The 24,336-nt window shown below is 36.9% G+C and carries 21 protein-coding genes; 7 read left to right on the top strand and 14 right to left on the bottom strand.

Annotation, left to right across the window (positions count from 1 at the left end; translation table 11 throughout):
• Nucleotides 1-250: 250 nt before the first annotated feature.
• The 5 genes from MKX47_RS01065 to MKX47_RS01045 form a co-directional block, all read right to left on the bottom strand.
• Entirely contained in the window at nt 251-5,614 is a 5,364-nt protein-coding gene (locus tag MKX47_RS01065) for an InlB B-repeat-containing protein (RefSeq protein WP_340770186.1), read from the bottom strand.
• Between the two features lie 110 nt (nt 5,615-5,724).
• Nucleotides 5,725-6,252 carry a phage tail protein gene (locus tag MKX47_RS01060; RefSeq protein ID WP_340770183.1) on the bottom strand — a complete coding sequence of 176 codons (528 nt, stop codon included), beginning with the start codon at nt 6,250-6,252 and terminating at the stop codon, nt 5,725-5,727.
• A gap of 13 nt (nt 6,253-6,265) precedes the next feature.
• Entirely contained in the window at nt 6,266-6,772 is a 507-nt protein-coding gene (locus tag MKX47_RS01055; RefSeq protein ID WP_340770180.1) for a phage tail protein, read from the bottom strand.
• A gap of 16 nt (nt 6,773-6,788) precedes the next feature.
• Complete coding sequence (locus MKX47_RS01050) at nt 6,789-7,301, bottom strand: phage tail protein (RefSeq protein WP_340770176.1); 513 nt, start codon at nt 7,299-7,301, stop codon at nt 6,789-6,791.
• Between the two features lie 20 nt (nt 7,302-7,321).
• The gene (locus MKX47_RS01045) at nt 7,322-7,795 is read right to left on the bottom strand and encodes a GNAT family N-acetyltransferase (RefSeq protein WP_340770174.1); all 474 of its coding nucleotides are present in this window, start codon (nt 7,793-7,795) and stop codon (nt 7,322-7,324) included.
• Between the two features lie 204 nt (nt 7,796-7,999).
• On the opposite strand from MKX47_RS01045, the gene MKX47_RS01040 reads away from it, so the two are divergent.
• The 4 genes from MKX47_RS01040 to MKX47_RS01025 all read left to right on the top strand — a co-directional run bounded on the left by MKX47_RS01040 (nt 8,000) and on the right by MKX47_RS01025 (nt 11,764).
• A complete protein-coding gene (locus tag MKX47_RS01040; protein WP_340770172.1) occupies nt 8,000-8,626 on the top strand; it encodes a TrkA C-terminal domain-containing protein in 627 nt (208 codons plus the stop codon).
• 224 nt (nt 8,627-8,850) lie between these two features.
• Complete coding sequence (locus MKX47_RS01035) at nt 8,851-10,047, top strand: quaternary amine ABC transporter ATP-binding protein (protein ID WP_340770169.1); 1,197 nt, start codon at nt 8,851-8,853, stop codon at nt 10,045-10,047.
• Nucleotides 10,040-10,894, top strand: a complete 855-nt coding sequence (locus MKX47_RS01030) for an ABC transporter permease (protein WP_340770168.1) — start codon at nt 10,040-10,042, stop codon at nt 10,892-10,894. The genes MKX47_RS01035 and MKX47_RS01030 overlap by 8 nt, the downstream gene beginning before the upstream one ends.
• Before the next feature lie 15 nt (nt 10,895-10,909).
• Nucleotides 10,910-11,764: a glycine betaine ABC transporter substrate-binding protein gene (locus tag MKX47_RS01025; RefSeq protein WP_340770165.1), complete on the top strand. Its 855-nt coding sequence runs from the start codon at nt 10,910-10,912 to the stop codon at nt 11,762-11,764.
• 961 nt (nt 11,765-12,725) lie between these two features.
• Here MKX47_RS01025 and MKX47_RS01020 read toward each other — a convergent pair.
• The 4 genes from MKX47_RS01020 to MKX47_RS01005 form a co-directional block, all read right to left on the bottom strand.
• A complete protein-coding gene (locus tag MKX47_RS01020; protein WP_340770162.1) occupies nt 12,726-13,910 on the bottom strand; it encodes a stalk domain-containing protein in 1,185 nt (394 codons plus the stop codon).
• 279 nt (nt 13,911-14,189) lie between these two features.
• On the bottom strand, nt 14,190-14,642 hold the full coding sequence (locus MKX47_RS01015) for an OsmC family protein (protein ID WP_340770159.1): 453 nt from the start codon (nt 14,640-14,642) through the stop codon (nt 14,190-14,192).
• A 343-nt stretch (nt 14,643-14,985) separates the two neighbouring features.
• Complete coding sequence (locus MKX47_RS01010; RefSeq protein WP_340770157.1) at nt 14,986-15,714, bottom strand: metal-binding protein ZinT; 729 nt, start codon at nt 15,712-15,714, stop codon at nt 14,986-14,988.
• Nucleotides 15,715-16,299: 585 nt separating this feature from the next.
• On the bottom strand, nt 16,300-17,550 hold the full coding sequence (locus MKX47_RS01005; protein WP_340770156.1) for an IS4 family transposase: 1,251 nt from the start codon (nt 17,548-17,550) through the stop codon (nt 16,300-16,302).
• Nucleotides 17,551-18,446: 896 nt separating this feature from the next.
• Here MKX47_RS01005 and MKX47_RS01000 point away from each other — a divergent pair.
• From MKX47_RS01000 to MKX47_RS00990, 3 genes are all read left to right on the top strand, one after another.
• The gene (locus MKX47_RS01000; protein ID WP_340770154.1) at nt 18,447-18,764 is read left to right on the top strand and encodes a hypothetical protein; all 318 of its coding nucleotides are present in this window, start codon (nt 18,447-18,449) and stop codon (nt 18,762-18,764) included.
• A 217-nt stretch (nt 18,765-18,981) separates the two neighbouring features.
• Nucleotides 18,982-19,368: a hypothetical protein gene (locus tag MKX47_RS00995; protein WP_340770152.1), complete on the top strand. Its 387-nt coding sequence runs from the start codon at nt 18,982-18,984 to the stop codon at nt 19,366-19,368.
• A 54-nt stretch (nt 19,369-19,422) separates the two neighbouring features.
• Nucleotides 19,423-19,809, top strand: coding sequence for a protein-export chaperone SecB (locus MKX47_RS00990; RefSeq protein ID WP_340770150.1), 387 nt, complete (start codon nt 19,423-19,425; stop codon nt 19,807-19,809).
• Between the two features lie 151 nt (nt 19,810-19,960).
• On the opposite strand, the gene MKX47_RS00985 is transcribed toward MKX47_RS00990, so the two are convergent.
• The 5 genes from MKX47_RS00985 to MKX47_RS00965 all read right to left on the bottom strand — a co-directional run bounded on the left by MKX47_RS00985 (nt 19,961) and on the right by MKX47_RS00965 (nt 24,129).
• Nucleotides 19,961-20,464, bottom strand: a complete 504-nt coding sequence (locus MKX47_RS00985) for a hypothetical protein (protein WP_340770148.1) — start codon at nt 20,462-20,464, stop codon at nt 19,961-19,963.
• A gap of 262 nt (nt 20,465-20,726) precedes the next feature.
• A complete protein-coding gene (locus MKX47_RS00980) occupies nt 20,727-21,920 on the bottom strand; it encodes an S-layer homology domain-containing protein (protein ID WP_340770147.1) in 1,194 nt (397 codons plus the stop codon).
• 477 nt (nt 21,921-22,397) lie between these two features.
• A complete protein-coding gene (locus MKX47_RS00975) occupies nt 22,398-23,075 on the bottom strand; it encodes a hypothetical protein (RefSeq protein ID WP_340770146.1) in 678 nt (225 codons plus the stop codon).
• Between the two features lie 4 nt (nt 23,076-23,079).
• On the bottom strand, nt 23,080-23,547 hold the full coding sequence (locus MKX47_RS00970) for a hypothetical protein (RefSeq protein WP_340770143.1): 468 nt from the start codon (nt 23,545-23,547) through the stop codon (nt 23,080-23,082).
• Between the two features lie 12 nt (nt 23,548-23,559).
• A complete protein-coding gene (locus MKX47_RS00965) occupies nt 23,560-24,129 on the bottom strand; it encodes a hypothetical protein (protein ID WP_340770141.1) in 570 nt (189 codons plus the stop codon).
• Between the last annotated feature and the right edge of the window lie 207 nt (nt 24,130-24,336).

Below are 24,336 nucleotides of genomic sequence, written 5' to 3'. Positions count from 1 at the left end.
GCTTTTATATTAGCGACACCCACAGAAAAAGTCAATATAAAATTCTGAAAAAATCGAATATTCCAATTAAGATTATCAAACGATCCTTTATAAGTGAAACCTACTTGCCAAATGCAGCAAAACGCAAAAAAGCCGCAAGCAAGATGGTTATTGCTTACGGCTTTGTTCAAGCTAACACCGCATATGCATTTTATTGTTTGTGCATCCGGTACAAAAGGCTGACGCAATGAATCACGTCAGCCTCGATAGATTATTTCTTTGCTGCAGCTTGGATCTCATCGAATGCCCAATGATTTCTTGGCACATCTGAGAAAAGCGGTACTTCATTTGTCGCTAAATCTCGTTCAAACAAACGATTTAACACTTTTACGGCCTGTGCACGTGTTAAAGTACCTTCTGGATTAAATCTAGATGCATTCATGCCTGTCATAATGCCAAGTGCACTAATTTTCTCAATGTAGGTCGCAGCCCAGTGCTGACTGTTCACATCATTAAATGTAATATTTGTAGTATCTCCTGTACAATACGCGGCTGTATCATCTGCTGCACATTGCTTGTCAATCCAACGTATTGCGATTGCTGCCATTTGCGCACGTGTAATCGCCTCATTCGGACCAAACTTTCCGTCTGCACGTCCATTCATAATGCCTTGTGCCCGAACATACTCAATCTCATCCTTTGACCACGATGCGGCTGTATCCGAATAAGAAACCTTAGACGAAGCTGGCATATCATTGTCGCTTAAATTACGTGCTAACATCACCGCCATTTGTGCACGCGTAATATGCGTATTTGGTCGGAATGTGCCATCAGTGTAGCCTTGAATATACGGGTTTTTCGCTTCTTCTGGTAGAATCTCCTCAGGCACTTCTTCCTCTACTACTTCTTTCTTCGGCATATATAGTACAGTAAATGTTGAGAACTTCTGCACTGTAAATTGAATGCCCCATTTTCCATCTGCAAGCGTCACAATTTTTCCACTAACCATTTCCTTCGTGACATCACTATGCTCGATATAAATTTCTAAGTGATTTAACTGTTCTTTTGTTACATCAGTAGGTAATGGCAATGTAAGTTCGACTGGGCGATTTTGCAGATTCGTCTCAATTTTCATCGGACGACCGAGTATATGAATCACAGTGCTGTCCACGCCCTCTATTACACGCGCTTCTTTTCTTGCGCGCTCTAAAATTTCACTTTGCCCCGCCTGTGCTTTCATCGGCACCACACGGAAATACATATCATCCATCAGTAGCTCAAATGAACTTACTGGAATGGTGATTCGCACATTATGGATAACCATTTCAACATTTACTTTCCCATCTTTTAGAATCGCCATAACATTTTTCGGAATCGGGATATAGACTTCATTCACTTTGTCTTGTTGATCTGGAATGATTATACGAGCATTATTGGCCCCGTTTTCCTTCAACTTCGCAACGACATCTCTTGCACTCTGCTCCGTTAACGTCACGACATCGTTAAATGTCCCGTCCGCATTTTTCGTACGTTTTATAGTAACTGTTGAAACAACCCCGCCACTTCCACTCATAACATCTACAACAATCTGCTCCGTATTAGATGGTGGTGAATCTGGTGTTGATGTCACTGATGGATATCGATCATTATAACCTTTCACTACCACTATAAATTGCTTCGTTTCCTTCACATTACCTTTAACAATTGTAGCCGTTAGTATGACCGTACTATCATCTACTGACGGTCGCTGTACAACCCCATTCTCTGTCACAACTGTTGGATTACTAGATGTCCAACTTACCGTTGTGCCCTCTTCACCCATAACGGGCAATGTCAGTTTTTGCGTGATACTCGTTGCACTATCCCCTGTACTATAGCCAATTATCAGTGTTGCTTTCGCCTTCGCTACTGCTTCCGAATCTGTTGGAGGTGTAAAATTGCGAATCCAACGTGCATACAGCGTTGTGTTCGCATCCACTATATTTGTTGCAAAGTTCCATTCAGTAGCAAATGACGTTTCTTTATACCAACCACCGAAAGTATAGCCTGCCTTTGTCGGCGTTGCTGGTGCTGTTACTTTTCCTCCATCCACAATCGTTTGGGGCGCTACCGCACTTCCTCCATCCACATTAAAGCTCACTGTGTGCGAGATTGGGATTGGGATCTTTATCCATTTTGCATATACTACCGTATTCGCTGTGATAGTACTGTTGAAGTCAAATACCGTTGTATACGCGTTGCTTGTATACCAGCCACCGAACATATGACCTGCCTTTGTTGGTGGTGTAGGTAGTGTTGCTTTCTCTCCATCCGCAATGGTTTGAGACGCTACCGCACTTCCTGCGTCTACATCGAAGCTTACTGTATGTGAAACTGGGATTGGAATCGCTATCCATTTCGCATACACCACTGTGTTCGCAGTGATACCTTTATCGAAATCAAACGGCGTTGTATATGCGCTACTTGTATACCAACCACCGAACGTATAACCTGCCTTTGTTGGGGTTGTTGGAGTTGTTACTTTCCCTCCATCTGCAATGGCTTGGGACGCTACCACACTTCCTCCATCCACATCAAAGCTTACTGTATACGACGATACCTTTACCGTTATATTCACTGTAATTTCAGCTGTTCCTCCATAGCTATCACTTACCTGAATTTTGAAGCTATCATTTCTACCAGAACCTAAACTATTTGTGTAAGTCCACGTGCCATCATCAATTACATTAAGACTACCAAATGATGGACTAGTCACATTACTATACGTCAGCACATGCCCATCTACATCAGTCGCGACAACCGCACCTGAAACTGTTTTACCTGCTTCTACGGTTTCAGTAATTGTGGGACTTGGAAAAACAGGATTCGTGTTCGTTATAAAGACGGTAAATGTATCTGTCACCATTACACCATGATTATCAATTGCTATTACAGTAATATCGGCTGTGCCAACTGCTAGCCCTTGTATCGTTAACTGCTGCTGATTGAGCTGCACAGATGCAACATTTGATGCATGAGATTCTACTGTTAACGTTAGTGTGTCCCCGTCAACATCCGAAAACGTATTGCTAACATCGATACTATTGCTTTTTCCTACAATAACTTGGGGATTGCTTATTGGAATTGCAATAGTTGGTGCATCATTTACAAAGTTTACAGTGATAATTGCCGAAACAACATCACTTAATAGTCTGCCATCCGTTCCTGGTGCAGCTTGAACATCAAAGCCAAATGTAGTCGTTGCTGTCGTAAATAAATTAGCATCAGGTGTAAACTTCAACCCAGCAGTACCCTGTGCAACCGTAATAAACGACCCCTCCGCAATTTGCGTTGTCCCATCATTCAAATACAGTTTACCGTTTTTAATATTTGAAATTTTGAAGTGGGTCGTTGCTGGGTCTCCTGTATTTGTAGGGTTAATCACCAAACCCGATGTAGACTGTCTATCTTCATCCGTAATTGCAGGTGTAACAGTTGGCTTATCCACCTTCTTTAAAACTTGAAAGGTTGCTGTCGCCTGAGAACTTTTAGATTCAAGAAAATCATTTGTAGTACCATTATCTGTTACCGTATACTTAAAACTTGCCGTCCCTATATAACCAGGCGTACGTGTAAATTTAATATTATTGCCAAGAATTTCAGCAGTACCTCCGAAAGTAGACTCAACTTTTGTAATGGTAAGTATTTGTCCTAATTCATTGGGCGGTCCTGGTAAATCATTTGCAAGTAAATCGGAAAACGGTATAGTTTTAACCGTTTCCGTTTCATCCAGATCACTAAGTGTGTCGTTTACAGCAATCGGTGCATCATTTACTTCGGTGACTTTTATCTGTACCAGTGTCGCACTACTTAACCCGGCACCCGCATTGTCACGAGCCGCTTGCACATTGAAGCCAAAACCTGTAGTTCCATTTGCATCAAGGTTAGGCATAAACTGCAAACCCGCACTTCCCTCAGCTGTAGTAATAAAATCACCGTTCATAATTTCTATTGGGCCATTTGCTTTATACAGTTTACCACCTGTTATGCCGCTAACTATAAAGAACTTTGTATCCAGTGCACCTATAATCAAAATATTTCCTGATCTCGTATCTTCAACCGTTACGATATTAGTTGGAACTGTCGGTGCAGGTTCAATAGTTGCCGCTATGGCTCTCTCTATTACCAATATATACGTTTTTTTATTGCCATTCTCTGCTGTCACGACAATCGTAATTGTGTTTAAACCCGGATTCAAGCTAATATTGCTACTTGCCTGACCATTAGTAACAGTTGCACCATTAATTTGAATTTTTGACTTGTTATCTGCTGCTGTCGGTGTCACAGTTATACCTGTTACACTATTATCAACACTTGCATTATAACTCATCATTCCTAATGCAAAGGCTGGGCTTAATATGCCCTGTGATAGGGTTAAACCGCTCAAATCCGCATTTGCACTTTGTGTAACAGTTGTAAAACCCCATGTCATGGCATCTGCAATCCCTTGAAAATCTTGCTGTGCAGCATTCTTAAATGCACCCGCATCCATTTTCACATGATACGCCATACCACTTGCTAAATCAGTTGGCAGGTCAATCGTAACAATTGTTCCATTGGAGACAATGCTCGGTGAGGATGCAGCAATGGTTTGGACAATGGCTTGATCACTATTTCTAACTATATAAATATTCCCTGAAGCTGTCGTGACCGCTTCATTAAAAGTCATTGTTAAATTCGAACTAATGGGAACACCCGATGCATTGTTGACTGGTGACAACGATACGATAGTCGGTCCAGTATGTTCATTAACATCTGTGACATTGATTGTAAGAGCTTTTTCAAACGGATTACCAGTACTGTCCGTAACACGAACTCGAATACTATAACTACTCTTCGTTTCGTAATCGAAGGACTGTGCTGTTTTTAGCTGAGTGCCTGTAATCGTAAAGCTGCTATTATCTGTATCTCCTGTACCTGCTACTAAACTATACGTAAAGCTATCTCCTGCATCTGGATCTATTGCACTTAACATACCCACTGCCGTACCCACAGGTTTATTTTCCTCTACGGATGACGAACTTAGTGCGATGTCCGTTGGGGCACTATTAGATTCAGCTCCATACGTAATCTCAAGATACGGATCGTACTCGCGCCCCACAGTGTTTCCTGACTTTACTACAGTCATGTTGGAAGAATCACTCGACATGATAAATATCGGATTCGCCCTTTCAGACGGAGACAAACTTTCTAAATAGTCCTTTACATCAATTTGATATAAACGAGGTTCTTCGTGCTTCGGAACAGCTACTTCCCTCCCCATGGTTTCTACTAAAGCTGGGAATCCAGAAGTAAGTTCTGCGCTATTCGAACCTAAATCAATACGAAGTTTGGATTCCTTTCCATCATTATTATTTACTACTTGCAATTTAAGGATTGCTGAAGTAATACTTTTCGTTGTATCAACACCGCTGAAAGTCATACTTCCGTAATTTTTGTTCTTAACAGAATCATTACGATAGTATATGTCAAAAATATCTGGATCAGTATTTACGTCAAGAAAGGAGCCGTCAGTATTATTTTTTTGTACATTCAACTGCTTAACAGGTGTTAACTTCACAGATGTACTCGCTTTAGCTGGCTGAATCCCTAACATAGAAAAAATCAAGAATAGAATTGTAGTCAAGATAAAACTTTTATGCAGCATCTTTTTGGGAAATGAGTCCAAAATCACGCTTTCACCTCTTTCTCATGTTACTTAAATTTCTATGGTCTCGGTGGAAAATTCCCTTGCAAACAAATGATAAAATTCATTGCTAAATAGGGTTGCATGTTGTTATGAGGTTGCCCTCCCCCTTGTGACTGCATAATTGTCGCATTCATAGGAGTAGGATTAGCCGTATTAACATAAGGGTTTTTGGAAAATGGAGATGAACCTCCCCATATAGCATTAGCAGGGCTAACTACGCCACCCGTAGCCTGTGATGAACCTTGTGCGATATGTTTGTGTCTAGGAAGTTCTGTAGTGTTTAGTGTGACTGTACTTGAACCAACCATCTCTCCTATAATTCTTGGTGTAAGCCCACCCCCATGCCCATAATGCATTGGTGCACGTTCCCTTAAATCAGGTAGGTTAAAGTAGGTTTTACCATCCCCGCCATACGTTGTACCAATAATAGCGAATAAAGCTGTATTTTGCTGAATTGACAATTGTGACCCATCACACATCGCCCAACCATAGGGAGGGAAGGTACCAGCAAATATTCTAATTTCGCCTGTATATGCTTCTGCCATTTTTCATTCCTCCTTAGTTTCTTGGTGGGAAAATTCCTTGAACTGCGATACAAAATGATATTGTTAAATAAGGTTGCATATTGTTATGTGCGTTACTTTGCCCTGTAACTGTCATTGCAGCTACATTCATCGTCATATCTGCGTTCGGTATTGTTGCGTAAATAGAACGTCCATTTACTAACCCCCATGCATTGTCTTTCGGTGAAGACTGGGTTCCAATGTCAGCATTAGCATTGACCTGGTGTGTATGGGTAGGGATTTCATTGATCATTAATGTATGCATTGCCTCACCACCTGCTACTCCATACGTAATCGTATTTCCTTTATGCAGTGGTACTCTACCTTGTAAATTAGGTACAGCAAAATTTGTAGTACCATTTCCTCCATACATTGTTCCTAAAAGTGAATAAAGTGCTTGGTTTTGTTGAATGGATAATAGTTGTCCATTGCATGGAAGCCATCCTTTTGGAATAATTCCGAATGCAAACTGTCTAACCTCTCCTAAAAATGGTTCTGCCATTAGTGCTCACTCCTTCCTATCCCTGTGAGGGGAAGATTCCCTGTAATGCAATAATAAAATTAATCGCCAATGACGGCATCATATTGTCATGGGGTTGATTCCCTCCAACCGGCGTTATGAGATTTGTATTCATCTGTACTAAATTACTTGTTACATTAGTCTGATAGTTGTTAATATCTGAGACCCCCCATACGTGATTAGCTGGTGAGCTTTGCGAAGAATCATTCGCTTCATTATTAACATTCAACAGATGTGTATGTGCTGGAAGCTGCGCTTGTGTCAATGTAACTGTTTCTGTTCCATCCTTACTACCAATTGCATACTGTGAATTTTGATGAATTGGTACCCTACCCTGCAAATCAGGTAAAGAAAAGGTTGTCATGCCATCTCCACCATACGTGGTGCCAATTAATACGAAAAGTGCTTCATTTTCTGCTATCTGTAGTGTTTGACCATTGCAAAACGCCCATCCTTGTGGCGCATAGCTTCCTGAAAACATACGTATTTCACCGATATAACAATCACTCATGTCCATTCTCCTCCATTAGTTTAATATTTAATAAAGTTGTCCCATTTCATAGCAATGTAAGGCGGGGCTTCTCCCGTCACATAAAAGCCACACCGTTCATATAACCGTTGAGCTGGATTTCCTGTAGCTACATGAAGCGTAACCGGTAAATTTCGAATGACCGCCGAACGCAGTAATTTTTGTATTAATTTAGTGCCATAGCCTTTCCCTCTGAAATGAGGCAATAGGGAAATATCAATTAGATGAATGCTTTCTCTTTGGCTTGCTGTCATCATTCTTCCAATTTTCACCTCGCCATAGTAAATAATCTCTTGTTTTGCTTGGGGAAACTTACAACCATAAGAACGTTGTTGTGCTTCGAATTGCATATGTAGCAAAGCATCTAGTTGCTGTTTATCTAATCCCAACATCATAAAATCATTCACTCGCGTCGTAGTATACAGCTCGTAAAGAAACAACTCGTCTTTAGCCGAAGCATCTACAACCTGTAGCATAATCCATCACCCACCTATCCCCCTACATTAAAATACAAAGGTTAAAATTAGGTTAAAAACTAAAAATATAATAAAAATTTTTTTGCCCTTAATGAATTGTGAATATAACTCTTTTCATTTTCCTGCAATAGTAAATAAGATAATAATAGCGTTTTTTATTTTCCATAGTACAATGTATGTTATGAAGAAAGGGAGTCAGTTTATATGGAAAAAAAGCTACCGGTGAAACGGCCTAAATATCAATTAATTGCTGAGGACATTGCAGGGAAAATTGTCGAAGGTAAATATGAAGTAGGCGAAAAAATTTATGCGCGTTCCTCCATTGCCACACAATATGGCGTATCGGCTGAAACCGCTCGCCGCGCCATTGCTGTTTTACAAGATTTAAATATTGTAGAGGCAACAAGGGGCAGTGGCGTCATTATTCAGTCCTATGAACGAGCTGCAGAATTTGTACATCGCTTAAAAGATGTGAAAAGTGTGCGCATTTTACAAAATGAGTTGGAGAATAGTATTGAAAGACAGAAAAAAGAACTGGAAGGCATTCAAGAGTCACTGTTTGAATTTATTAATCGTACAAATCGCCTTCAATCAATTAACCCATTCATTCCATTTCAAATAGAAGTAAACGATCAATGTAAGTTTTTAAATAAAAACATTGGAGAGCTTCATTTTTGGCAACAAACAGGTGCTACGATTATTGCGATAAAAAAGCAAACCGAGCTGTTGTTATCACCAGGACCTTATGCCATCTTACAAGCTGGAGATGTACTCTATTTTATTGGCAATGAGCAAAGCTATTCCGTCGTGCAGCAATTTTTAACGAGCTAAATGCGCGGGCAAATCAAATAAACGTAACTCACAATCACTCTAGCAGTAGTAGGGTGATTTTTTTTTTGCTGAAAAATTATGTCTGTTAGCTGTTTCCTTTGTAATATATGTCATCTATTTGACAAAGTAACAACTTATATGTAACAATGAAGTAGTTGGAAGTGACAACTTGATTTTTTTTACTAGTTGTTACTTTTATTTTTTTAGGGAAGTGAGTTAGTTATATGGCAAAAATAGAAATTAATAATGTCACCAAAATCTTTGGAAAGAACAATGCCCAAGCTTTAAAAATGGTGCATGAAAACTTTTCAAAGGAAGAAATTTTAAAGAAAACAGGCGCCACAGTAGGGGTTTATAATGCAAACCTTGAAATTGAAGAAGGCGAAATCTTCGTCATTATGGGGCTCTCTGGTAGTGGTAAATCAACTTTAATTCGTTTATTAAATCGATTAATTGAACCAACATCTGGAGAAATCCGAATTGATGGCAAAGTTATTACAAATTTAAAGAAGAAGGACTTACAAGAAGTTCGTCGCCGAAAAATGAGCATGGTCTTCCAAAATTTCGCTTTGTTTCCACATCGCACAATTTTAGAAAATGCAGAGTACGGTTTAGAAATAAGAGGGGTTCCAAAGGCAGACCGAAGATTGAAAGCAGAAAAAGCTTTACAAAATGCAGGTCTATTAGCATATAAAGACCAATTCCCGCGCCAATTATCGGGGGGGATGCAGCAACGTGTTGGCTTAGCACGTGCACTTGCAAATGATACAGAAATCATTTTAATGGATGAAGCTTTTTCTGCGCTCGATCCCCTTATTCGTAAAGAAATGCAAGATGAGCTATTAGATTTACAAGTAAACTTACAAAAAACAATCGTATTTATTACCCATGATTTAAATGAAGCCTTACGTATTGGTGATCGTATTGCCATTATGAAGGATGGTCATATTGTGCAAATAGGTACGGGTGAAGAAATATTAACGAACCCATCGAATGATTACGTGCAAACGTTCTTAGAAGATGTCGATCGTTCGAAAGTATTAACTGCTGAAAATGCGATGATTCGTCCGGTAACGATTAATGTCGAGCATGATGGGCCAAAAGTGGCGCTACAACGCATGCGTGAAGAAGAGATTAGTGTGTTATTGGCAATTGACAAACAACGTAATTTCCTCGGCTATATTACCGCAGAGGATGCCGTTGCGTTAGTAAAAAGTGGCGAGAAAAATTTACAATCGATTTTACGTCAGGATATGCCAACTGTTACGCCGGATACGATTTTACAGGATATTTTATCAATCATTTCAGACTCACCAACCCCAATCGCTGTTGTTTTAGACAATAAATTAAAAGGGGTATTAATTCGAGGGGTAATTTTACAATCACTTGCCTCATCAGATGGAGGTGAGCGACATGAATAGTTGGTTAGATGCAATTCCAAAGCTAGATGTTGCCAATCAGGTTGAAAAATTAATGGATGTCGTAACCGATACGTTTGCGGGATTCTTTAAATTTATTCAAAATACTGGTGAAGATTTAATGATAGGTACGACTGATTTACTTGTCGCAATCCCACCAATTCTTTTCATTATCCTTGTTGCAATTATTTCCTTTTTTGCAACGGGTAAAAAATTTGGTTTAGCGCTGTTCTCATTACTTGGCTTGTTATTCATTAATAACCAAGGCTTATGGGAGCAATTAATGAATACCTTTACACTTGTTATTTATTCAAGTTTATTGGCTATTATTATTGGGATTCCAATTGGGATTCTTATGTCGAAAAGTACGGCGGTTGAGCAAATTGTCAAGCCGATTTTAGACTTTATGCAAACGATGCCTGGCTTCGTTTATTTAATTCCGGCTGTTGCCTTTTTTGGTATTGGTGTAGTTCCGGGTGTATTCGCATCGATTATCTTTGCGTTGCCACCAACTGTGCGTTTTACAAATTTAGGGATTCGCCAAGTGCCGAAAGATTTAATCGAAGCAGCCGATTCTTACGGGAGTACTGTTGCGCAGAAGCTTTTCAAAGTAGAAATGCCACTTGCCAAATCAACAATTATGGCGGGTATTAACCAAACCGTATTATTATCGCTTTCCATGGTAGTCATTGCTTCCATGATTGGTGCACCGGGATTAGGGCGAGAGGTATTATCGGCTCTTCAACGTGCACAAGTCGGCAATGGGTTTGTTGCGGGAATTAGTTTAGTTATTTTCGCCATTATCGTGGACCGCTTAACACAAAGCTTTAATAAAAAGAATGAGCAATAATAGGAGGAAATTTGAATGTTTAAACGTAAATGGATGTTAGGATCAGTTGCAATGGCAGCTGCATTAGTATTAGGTGCATGTAGTGGTGATGACTCGTCTGAAAGCTTAGGCGACATTAACTTAGCCTATGTAGAATGGGATACAGAAGTTGCTTCTACCCATGTAGTAGGGCATGTTTTAGAGGAAATGGGCTATGATGTAACATTAACACCACTTGATAATGCCATTATGTGGGAGGCTGTGTCGAAAGGTGAAGCCGATGCGATGGTAGCGGGCTGGTTACCAGCAACACACGCCGCACAGCTTGATAAATACGGCGCAGACCTAGAAGATTTAGGTGCAAACTTAGATGGCGCAAAAATTGGTTTAGTTGTTCCTTCTTATATGGATGTCAATTCAATTGAAGACCTTTCAGACGAAGCGAAAAAGACAATTACAGGTATTGAACCAGGTGCAGGAATTATGGCTGCCTCAGAAAATGCTTTGGAAAAATATAGCAATTTAGATGGCTGGACATTACAAGCCGCTTCTTCTGGTGCTATGACTGTTGCACTAGAGCAAGCAATTAAAAATAACGAAGAAATTATCGTAACAGGCTGGAGTCCTCACTGGAAATTCGCCTCTCATGACTTAAAATATTTAGAAGATCCTAAAGGCATTTATGGTGGCGCAGAAAGCATTCACACATTCGCACGCAAAGGCTTAGCGGATGAGCATGCAGAAGCATATAAAGTATTAGATGCTTTTAACTGGACAGTAGAAGATATGGAAGAGGTCATGCTTGATATTCAAGCGGGCACAAGTCCAAAAGATGCTGCTGAAAAATGGGTAGAAGCAAACAGCGAGCTAGTAGAAGGCTGGAAAAAATAATATTGTTGAAAAGCGTTGGCGAGATTTTTTAGCCAACGTTTTTTTGTGGTAGAAGCGTTCGATATGCTCCATAATAATGCCGTAAAAAATGAATAAAAGGCAATAATCCGCGCATACTAGTATTGATTTCACTTCCAATCTTAATGACTAGGAGGGGTAACCCGATGAGCGCGATTGATCGTTAACTCAAAAGGACCATCAAAGCTGAATACGATTCTTGCAAAGTTTTCTAAGGAAAATTCATGCAGAAACGAGGCAGTGTGTCATGGAGAATTACAAGTAAGTGGGAATCAAACCCCGGATTAAGTTCCCGGGTTTTTTGTGTTTGTTGCATAATAAAACACAGCACTCCATTTGAAGTACTGTGTTTTATCACGCTAAGTTTTTATGTTGCCTGCCAACGTCTGGCACGCGCAGTCCAGATAAACGTATCAGGTTTTTACGATGCTTAGCCATCACTTATTAATATGATTATAACGTATAAATATAAACGGGGCGAATATAACTAAAAAAACGCACTTATCTGCTCCTTTTTTGAGCGTCTAAATGCGTTTTGATTATCATGCATATCCAATAAATTTTTTGCACTGTGTGTTTTGCGCTAAGAAAAATCCGGATGGTGGCACATTTTCAATAAGTTCACCATCGAAACAGGGGCTTGATTTTTCCTATTAGCTTTGGGTGGGCTAATGCTTGATCACTTTGTATGAAATGTACTCGGTTCCCCAAATATATGCCCAAATAACCACATTTCACCTTAAACACGGATGTAACTTTATACAATTAAGCATCTTTGAATCAAATTGAATTCACAGATAAGTTAAAGCCGCATGTCATCCCCGGCTAATGGCGATAATCCATTTATAAGGCTTTGAAGTACTCCCATCTACGCTACCGTTTAAAGCGAGGGAGATTCGTGGTGGAAATTACTCGTGTGCATGGTGAAGTAAATCCCTAATCATTAGGAAAGTCGATGAATCGACCATACAGTATCCACATTTAGAACAAGTGTTAGACCATTTGCTTCAAAATATAAAGCAACTTGATCACCAGCTTGTAACTCTACGTCACCACCTAATGTAACTGTAGCAGAACCTAGTATTGTTCTCAAAGTTAATACCAATGCTATATTTACATCAAGTATAGGTAGGTATCCTTTAATCAAATCAGTGGTTCCATTACTTTTTACTGTAAACATGGGGTCAATACTTTGTCCTAAACTAATAGTTACTGGAGCTGTAGTCTTATAGCTAACAGTTGCTTGAATCGCATATTTCCCGGTTTCTGGAGCAGTGAATATCCCTGTAGCTGGATCGAAATATGGACTTGAATAATTTGGTGATAACGTACTCCAATTCGTAAATGAATTGCTATTAGAAAACATATTATTAGATGAAGCAGAAAATCCTTCATTAGTATAAATAGATCCTGCTGGGCCAATGTCTCCTTTATGACCCTTATCCCCTTGAGGTCCGGTTGCGCCTGTGCCCCCTTTATCACCCTTATCACCTTGAGGTCCGGCAGCGCCAGCGTCTCCTTTATCTCCCTTATCACCTTGAGGTCCGGTTGCGCCAGCGTCTCCTTTATCTCCCTTATTTCCTTGAGGTCCGGTTGCATCGTTATCTTGTTTGTCTCCATTTGAATTACCGTCTTGTTTGGCTCCGCTAGAGTTTTCTGACCCTTGGAAAGATGATGACTCAGTAGTAATGCTAATTGTTTGTGTATTTGCATTCCATGTAATTTTCCCATCAAATAGTTCACTAATAAAACGAATAGGTGCCATAACACGATTGTTAATAATCATAGGTGGTTGAGTGAGATTTAAAGTATTTTTTTCATTCCCCATTGTAATACTGGCTGAAGGGTTGCCGATTTTCAGTAATCCTGATTTATCTCCTTTAACTACTGTCAGCATTTTACTGGAATTGTTCCAACTAAGAGAAATATCAAGGACATCCTGAAGAACCTTTAAAGGCACAAGTGTTGTACCATTATAAATAATAGGTGAATCATCCATTGAAATGTCGCTTCCATTCACATTAATAGAAATTTCAGAAAATTCAGCAGAGACCCCACTTTCAAAAATAGGAGCTACAGACAGCATTAAAATAAAAATGGTGATAAAGACAAGCTTAATTTTTTTCATATTTTTTACCTCACTTTGTTTTAAAAATAATTTTACATATTAGAAGTATCTATCAGTATCTATTCATTACATTTTCCCACTAAAATTTAGCACCTCACAAAATTATATAAACAAAAGGTTAAAATTAGGTTAAAAACTATAAAAAATGACTTATACATTTCTTTTCATCCTTTATCTACGCTCATGATTGAAGTGAATTCTCAGGAATGTTTATGCACCCGTGCAATAAAAAAGGGGCTGCGCGAGAAATATTTACTTTTCACACAGCCTCCTTCACCATTATTTAACTGAATTCTCCACAATTACCTTTGATGATACAAGATTAACCGTATTGGCAATTGTATCGCCTACAGGGCAATGTGCTTCAATGTATTCTTTATAGGCCTCCACTTTTTCTGCTGATGCAGTTGTTTCGATATGGAATGTATATCGGATTGATTCAAATCCAGGGCGAACATCCGATTTACCGAGGAAGCCATCCGTATCAATATCGCCTTCTATATCAACCCAAAAATTTTGCAAATCGATTCCGAACTTTTCCGCATATATTCTAGCTACGATGGATTGGCAAGCACCTAAAGCAGATAGAAGAACCTCAACAGGATTCATTCCTTTATCGGTGCCACCTAAATTGGCAGGTTCATCAATAATAATTTTATGACCTCTAGCCTCTGCCTCCACTAAGACATTTTCCTTTAAAGTTGTTTTTGCCTTCACTGTTAATATCGACATTAAAAATCTCCCCTTTTTCTTATCCGATTTTCACTAATTATCAAAAATTAATCCTTAGTAATTAGATGTGTTTTATAAATTTAATAATAACATAGTTATAAGAATATTCAATCACTTATATTGCTGATTGATAAGAAGGCAAAAAGCCGCAAGCAAGATTTCTCTTACTTACGACTTTGTTCAAACTAACAGTACATATGCATATTTATAAATTGTAGTGAATTATTTGTGCACCGGCTGCATCAATACTATTGCCTCAAAGGAACCCCCAAAATTTAGATCCTACACAGCCTGAAAATTCATTTAGCTACTGTTTTCGTTAAAAGGTGTGTTGCTTACAGTGTTAATGCGCCATCATTTCATGTGCAATTGTATGTCCATCCATAGAAGAAGGATAGAATGTTGGCCAGTTTATTACTTCTTCTAACAACGCTGCACGGTCATCACCTAAATAAATATGATAGTGAGCTGCTGCAGTTGGGAAAATACTGTGATCGCTGAATTGAATATACATTGGCAGCCCTTCTGTCGGCTCTACTAATTTAAAAATATAGCGTACACCGCGATTGCCCTTTTCGTACGTTAAAATTTCATAGCCATCATTTTTATAGGTACCTGTAAGCTCTTGACCTTGGTCGGTAAACGTCACTTGATCGCCTTCAATGACAATGCGTTCTACCGTTGTTTTATACCCTACTTCATAATAGTTTTTGTATTCATCTACGGTCATCGTGCCACCATTTTCAGCTTTATATTCAAATGCCTCATCTAAAGTACCATCCAGTAAATAAGGATAGACCGATTGCCAATCCCCCGCCCAATCACTTAATTCACGTGCTTCAACTTGCTTGTCTTCAAAATATCCGGCATAAATTTGTTTTGCTGAATCATCCTCAGCATGAACATGCGTATGATCGTGATTGTGGTCATGGGCGTGATTTTCTTGCTGTTCAACCGCTGATATTTCATCTTCTACTTCATTTTTCGATGTGTTCTCTTCTGCTGCGTTACAGCCTACTAGTAATGCGCTCATTGCGAAAGCACCCATCCATTTGCTTGCCTTTGTCTTCATAATTAACTCTCCTTAAATCGTAATTATTACACTTTACGATTATAGAGATACCCTTTCTTGATGTCAACACAAATCGTAATAATTACTATTTAAAACCTTAGAAGACAAAGAAGGTTTAATTAGCATTTATAAGGTAAATAAGGAACCTGGGATGAATTATTTTTTGGAGAGGAGATAAATATATGTATTAATAAGGCAAGAAAATGTATGTTTTTGTAAACGTGGATTTCGTATAGAGGAAATCCAGCCAGTGCTTTCCGACAAGACGAGCAATACTTTGCAAAGGATTTTAGTATAAATGAAATTATGAATACAGGGGGGAACAGAAAAATGAAGCTATTCTTTTTTAACTAAGTTGTGAGGAAAATTGGTCTGAACTAGGGGCGAAATACTTAATTAATTGATTTGCTATCATTAGCGTTGCATAAAAATTTTTAACATTTGTCAAAAGGGGCATAATACCTACCTGACTCATATATCTGAAAATTCAGAACGAACGATTTCTCCGTATTTGAAAAAAAGTCAACGTGGGCATAAGCGGTAGTCCTCATCCACAAATTGTAAATTATTTACATATGATATAACCTAGAAAATCGGGTCGTACGTTAAATTGTCTAAATGTTCCACCTCTCTTTCGTCAAACTGTTTGACGATGAGCTGAAACTCACTGTCCCAATCATGCTTTTTTCGTCCTTTGGATTGCCTTGTCGGCGGTCTGAAAAGTGCTTTAACAAAAGTTTCAAAAGGCTTGAAAAGAAGATTCTGAAGCGTTTCTTTCATCTCTAAAAGTGGTCCATCATGGTTCAGTTCCAGCTTTAGCAATACTTGCAGGCAATACGTAATCAGAGCAATCCAGATTTGTGTGTAGACGGCGTTCTGACTTTTTCCGAAGAACTTTTTGATTCTTAGGTGCTGTTTCATCCATTTAAAAAACGTTTCAATTTTCCAGCGGTAGCGATAGAGGTCTCCAATTTCTTTCGCCGACAAATCGAAACAGCTTGTGAGAATAATGATTTCATTTTTCTCGCGATCGACTGTTCGGATTAAACGCAGCGAATTCGACATTTTCGTGCGGTTCTGCTCATCCCCCAAAAAGACTTCTTGATCCGAAAAGATGTTATTTTCAACGTCTGGGGCTTGCTCATTCAGCACTTCAATCTTTGCATTTTTCCTCAATCGCGTGATAAAGCGAACCTCTTTCTCACACAATTTGTCATACTGTTTATAGTCCGTATAGCCTCGGTCAAACAGATGAATGGCATCGGAATCGAACGCCACCAGCGTATCCATTTGCGTACGGTCTGCATGTTTCGCCGGCAAAAGAACCGCCTGATCTGGGAGCGTCACATCTTTTGTGACAACGACGCGTAAATGCAGACGAACACCTGCCTTGGTTTTTCGAAACGTAGCCCAGGGATATTGGCTCAGACTCATGGACATGGTAGAAGAATCGATAACAAGTAGTTGATCGATATCCCGAACAAACGGTTGCCTTCTCTTCAATTTTACCTGGGCGGCAACGACGAGATGGCGAAAGACCTTTTCAAATATGCCCGGCGTCAAGCAGGACTGTCTGCGTGAAAGCTGCGACGAACTAATGGTACCCATTTGAACAAAGGTTTGAAGCTCTTCAGTTTCCTTCAGATGTTTCGCCAATTTTTTGAGCGAATCTTTTTCATTCAGCTGTGCAATGATGAACAGTTGTAAAAACTTATAGGCTGACAGCTTTTTCACGTAATAATCAAGATTGGAGACGTTCACAATTTTTAAAAATGTTTTCTCATTTAGTACTTTTAACAATTCATTTAATGTGGATTTTGTGGTATCCTTGTTCATGGTTGGCTCCTTTTAATTGGGATTTGGACAGAACTACCAAACCTAATTATAAGGAGTTTTTTTGTGCAACGGAATACCTTGTTTTGGAATTTTTTTAGTTAGAAGGACTCTTGATGAATAGTGTTTTAATTTAATGCAATGTTAATGATTTGCTATATAAATAGCGGAATAATAATGCTAATAACAAACCAATGGCACATAATATATAGTTAATAATTGTTGCCAATTCATATAGATTTGCAACAATTGCACATACAATAAAGTAAAATATTACAATAAAAATCCCCATATTTTTATTTATTTTCATCGTTTTTACACCCTCTAAATTCATATTTTTAGGTTAGAAATTAAAAAGCAAGCGGCACTACCTTATTTGCTGTGGCTATCAAGGGTAATTGTCGGTACATACGATTGATTGTGCACCAGTGCGGTAACTCTTCCCTTAATATTAAACTTCCACATCTTTCTTAGTTGACGCCTTTTTATATTTTATTACCGCATTAATTGCGATTGCCATTGTTATCATTGCACAAGTTAACCAAAAATAGCTGATCCCTTCCACATTACATATAATGTAAATAGAATTACACCTTATTACTATAGTAAATACCTGATATTAAACTGGAGAAAGCTTATTGTGAATCCTAAAAACAGCATGGGAATTAACTTAGCGGCAAAACGAAAAATATCAGCAAGAAAGATCGCTTTTACTTGCTGCTTCTCTAAAACTAACACTATATTTGCATTTTTATGGATTGTAGTGAATTGATTGTGTACCCCATGCGGTAAATTATATACAACATCTATCAAATAAACTGATAAATATAGTGACTTTATAATTTTTTAATGTAAAATAATGTATATATATTCATTTCATGAGTTATGGGGTATTTAAATTGACAACGCAAAAATTCCAAGCATATCATTGTAATGAGGCACATACAGTACAGTGGGCATTAAAACTCAAGAAGCCTTACAAAAGTGTAGGAGATTCACATTGGTTAGGTGATGGGTCATATTTTTTTGATGAAAGTTCAAATGGAAAGAAACATGCTGAGAACTGGGGAAAAAATCACAAAAATAATCCTAGTATTATGATTGCAGATATTGTAGTAGAATCGTCAAGATTATTAGATTTAACTAATCCTGATATGATGGATACAATCACTAAATTACAAGAAAAATATGGTAGAGCACTTCTTGATGAAGCATAAATTGATTATAAAAAAATAATGTGTTCATTGATGGGTTATTTTTCAATATGTGGGACACAATAATGGAAAATAAATTCCCAATTGATGTGATTAAAAAGAGAGATTTTTATCCTTTTCTTGAATTGCCAAATAAAGTGAAGTCCAGAGTACCCAATTCGTTAGTATTCTGTGTTAGAGAAGAAAATTGTGCTAAAAATATGAAAGAGGTGTAGATTATATGTTCAATGCAGAAGATCTTTTTAGACAATTGGATTCTTATTTAGCTAAAAGTAATAAGGAAAAATTGCTACAAGATATTAAAGATGCAGATGCTATGAAATATATTGAGCCTATTGATGATAAAGAGTTAGAAGAATTTAAGGTTTTTATAGTGCCAATGGGTATAGATAATTACAAGCCTATGGATGTATTTCGATCGGGAATTTTATCGATCAATGGTTCAGTTAAGGAAATTCCTGTAATGAGGGCATCAAATAAAATCAATATGGAGACTTTAAAAAGAGGTCATATTGTACATTTAAATTCAATTGATGAAGCCGAAAATCAATTCAATATATATGGATATAAGAAAACTAATAAAGTAACGTATTCATATCAGAATTAGGGGATAAATAAAATAACAATTGATATTAACAAACTTTTATTTGAAGATTTTAGAGTGAGTGAGTCTAATTTTATTGTAAATGATGATTTTGAATCAGATAAACAAGATGAAATTCCTTATGACCTAAGCGTTGAAGCATTTTTAGGTTTAACTGAACAAGAAATTTTGTTGGTTTATATTCACATTAATATTTTTGAAAATAGTAAAGAAAAAAATTATCCATTTGAAATTTCATTAAAAGTTCAGGGACGTTTTGACACAGACGATTTGGTTGTAGATATAGATGATACAGAACAAGAAAAATTATGTATCCAAAAAGGATTGCAAGAACTTTATCCATATATTAAAAGTTATGTTTTAAATTTAACAAGTATGGGCGGTTTCCCTCCACTTACATTACCTAATTTAAATTATTCGAACGTGGTAAAAAAAGAAGACTAGTAATATTTTAGAATTAATGCTAAATAAATTATTAGATACATCAAGAGGTGAACTTATTGTTTACCTCTTGATTAATTTTAAGTATAACTTTTATTATGTCATATTGTAAAAAAGGTTTGCTTTCTTAATTGAGCACACCCCATGCAATCGCTCACACCCTACTCGGCATAAATTCTTGTAATCTTGTATCCATATTTCTTGTAATTTTTAAAGGCGACTCTTTTATTTCGATAGCGGTACCATACACTTTGAATGCTCGAATGCCGCTCTTATCCAGCTGAATGGAAACACGTCTCTCTGGTGATGAGTAGTCTTCCCCAATACACTGAATAACCTCGTCCCTAGTTAAAAATGCGATTTCACTACCTCTTAAATTTTCCTTCCCACAAACAAAGCCATACATATCAATTGCTGTGTTAGTCAATATCACTTGTACCTCTTCTGCGCTAAATATAAAATTCCACGTTACCGAGCCTTTTTCATTTAATTTCGGACCTTTTATGTATTTGCAGTACAAGGTATAATCGCTATAATCATTCGCTAGCTTATAGATCCTCCGAGACTCCCCTTTTTCAATAATCGCTGGTGCAAATCCACTATTTACAAGCTGCGACAATAATGCTCCATAATAAAAATCCGCTTTAGCCAATCCCATATGATAGCCCTCCAAATTCACATTTATTACATATATTGTAATATATAATATCCGTTATTACTATAATAATTAACTGATATTAAATTGTTTTTAGCATGGTGTAAAAGTTAAAAACACCATCTGAACTAACTTGACAGCAAAACGTTAAAAAGCCGCTGTATGATTTTTCTTACTCACGACTTTATTCAAACTAACATCGCATATGTATTTTTATGAATTGCATTGTATTACCAGAATTGTTTGTGCACCCGGTGCGACATATTTAAGACCAAATACCTTGGTTCGTCCCTACTTCAACCATACCGCCACCGCTCCAAGGACTTTTCTTAAAATTCGACTCGGTATAACCCCAGAAATAAAAAGTATCGCCATCCCATGGGTTATCTACTTTGGTTTCAATAATACGAGCTGGTACATTGATTAAATCTTTATTTTTACGGTCATAAACGAACAATTCATTTTTTTGGCTTGTTCTAAATTTTAAATAACGACCATTTTCTGACAAGCTTACAGTATTACGGTCTAATTTATCATGTGCAACAAAAATATCCGTTTTTTTTGTATCGATATTATAAGTTTTTATCGTTCGAAAATCATTTTCAACATAGACGATCTCATTTTTCGTCTGGAAAGCTTCAAAATGTCTATCTAAATTTGCAACGAGTTTATTTGTCGTAAAATCATACGCATACAAGCTCTCATTAAACTCCATCGCTGCGTACTTTCCGCCATCATAACTGAATTCACGAATTGAGCCCGGCTCTGCACCTTTATAAGCGGCTAAAATGCTTTTGCTTAGTGGCGTTACAGATTGTTGTACTTTTAAACTTTTAAATGGATGTGCCACTGTATTTGTCGGGCGATACTTCTCTTCTATTGCCCGTGCCAAAAATGATGAAAACTGGGCACGTGTTACTTTTTCTTTTGGTCTATATGTATGATCACTATACCCTGACGCGATATTATTTTCAGAAAGATTATAAATATATTGTGCTGCCCAATATGTATCCGGCACATCACTATACCATGTATTATCCGTACTCGCTTTTAATTGATAGGCATTACTTAACACCCTTGCCATTGAATCACGCGTAATTTCAGCATCAGGTTTAAAGCTTGAGCCATCTGGAAAAATACCTAGTTCTGTGGCCTTTGCGATTGCTAAATACGCTGCATCCTTTTTCGAAACATCTTTATAGCTAGGCGCTTTAGCATTTTGCGTATCAACGTTTAACGCCCGAATAATCATCACTGCCACCTGGCGATTAGTTACTGGATTATTTGGTTTAAACGTTCCATCGCTATAACCACTAATAGTTTTTTTATCCGCCAAATATAAAATCGTATCATAATGCGAATTGGATTTAGTCACATCTTTAAATGTAGCAGCCTTTACAGAGCTGTCCACACAAAAAAATGCTACTGCTAATAATACACAGATAAACAATTTCTTCATAAAAAACCCCTCCAAATCTAATGTTAAAATACACATCTATTATAATATAGGAAAATTATGTATTACATAATTTTCTCGATATTCAAATATTTCTTATACACTCGGTGCGGTATAGTAACCCCAAATAAAATGAGGCCTGTTGATATTTAGTCATTCTAATTATGTAATAGTTCATATTCATGAAAATGAATGGCTATTTGTTGAAATGAAGGAGCATTTTTTAGAGTCATTGTCTACCATTTTTAGGATACCAAGTAATTATTTCTAGACCTACTAGTTGATGTTAGGCCCTTCACCCAACGCAAAAAAGCCGCATGCAAGATTGCTCTCACTTACGACTTCTCTAAAACTAACTAACACTTTATATGCAGCTTTATGAACTGTAGGGTATTGTTGAAGTTGTTTGTGTGCTCGATGCAGGTAATCAATAGCTTAAGAAAATCAAAAAACTTACATAAATTGTAGCTGTATAAGTTTTTAAAAGGTAGCTTGGCCAGTTTTTAGCTCAATTCTTTTTAAATTTATTGCTAACAACTCGACTACATACTTAATTTTTTCTCGCCAATCAAAAGCCGTTAACGGAAAATGAGGCTCATCACAATTGCCGTGGAAATGGTATAACGATTTATAATCTAATAATTCAGCATCCTCAGCTGTAATCATATAATCACTTTCTTTATCAAACCTAAAAAAATAAAACTCCTCTTTATTCTCATTACATCTCCCATAATGAAAAGTTAAAAACATTAGATACATTTTTAAAGAATCAAGATTATGTGCAAACGTGAAATCTATTTGTAAATAGGAACTATCACTTAAAATAATTCCACTAGGCTTTTCTGTATGACTATTAGGTGAGTATGTTGTCAATCTTCCTATTTTATAAAAATCATATTCATCTTCACTATCTGGAGTTCTATAGATAAATACAGGATTAATTTCTTCTTCAACCGATAATAGAGTACCAACATCTGGAGAACGCAAAAAGTCTATTTTATTTTTTTCTAAAACTCTACATATTTCTTTTTCAATTTCTTGCGCCAACAAATAAAATCCATCGAAAGTTTGATCTGAATATTGTTGCAACATTTCAATGTAAGGATATGAATGAGATATAAATTTGCTTTCTAGTATAGATTTTACCGTATCTGCCAAAAATCTAAACCTCCAAGTCCTTTAATACGCCAATTTTCTTCAACTGAAGGGCTGTTCGATACCAAGTCCGTTCATCTACGTTCCCTTCAAATCCTTTATTTTTCATATAGTATATATGTTCTTGAGTAGTTCGTCCCCAAACCTTTTCCATTTGTTTGATAAAATTAAATTGTTCATCTTTAGTTTCTAAAATTTTTAAAGGGTTTTCCTTACTAGCTTCTTGTATTATCTTAAGATTTCCCAATAAATGATCTGGCAATTTTTTAGGTCTATGTTTGCTCAAATGTACACTCTTTTCCTTTTTTAAAATAGGTATACACATATTTGCAGCAAAGTAATCATTTAATCCTTCTACCCAAAAAGTATCTTTATCAATATCCATATCCATATCCCAGTAATTGCGAATTGTTGGCATTATATGTTCCACTCTTTCAACATATTCATCATAAAAATAATCTTGAATTGTAACCAAAAAATCATCTCCTTAGATGAACATACTTAATTTTGGGAATTGAACACTTAACTCCTTATAAGAATCATTTGTATTCTGTATGGTATCGTTTACTCCACATTGTAACAACGATTTAATATTTATATTTGTATAATTTGTATGTTTATTAAAAGAAACCTTATACTCAAAATTTGTAGATTGAAACTCTACCCCTAGCATCTTAACTTTAATTGAATCTGAAGGTTCCTTACTTAATAGAGAATTATAGCTATCTATACCCTCATCAGTATTAACTACCCCACTAAAAATAACAAAATCTACTAGTAATTTTTTTTTAATAATTTCATCCATTGAATCGAAAATTTTAAGAGCTTCACTCAATTGTTCTAAAGATTTTAATATTAGATGTATTTGTTGAGATGTAATTACTAATGAAAAATTAGTCTGATCATCCTTAAAATTTACTACAGCTAATTTATTTAATTCAGATACTTGTTTTTCTAATTGAATTAAAGGAATTCTTGTTAAAAAATCCTCTATCCCATTATCTGCAAAAAAATCAGGAATATTTTTAATTACTAGTTTTACTTCACGAAGTTCCATACTATTAACCACCTTTGGAAGTAAGTTTTATTACTTATAGTATAGCAGAAATTAAAAATTCTATATATAATTATCACTTAACATTAACGTTGCATAAAAATTTTTAACGTTTGTCAAAAGAGATAAAATACCTATTTAATATTAATTCCAGAATTTTCTGAACAATTGTTCTTCCTAGATTTTAAAAAAAGTCAACATGCGCATAAG

Source organism: Solibacillus sp. FSL R7-0668 (assembly GCF_038006205.1).
GTDB lineage: Bacteria > Bacillota > Bacilli > Bacillales_A > Planococcaceae > Solibacillus.
This window is presented reverse-complemented; position numbering and strand designations above follow the sequence as displayed.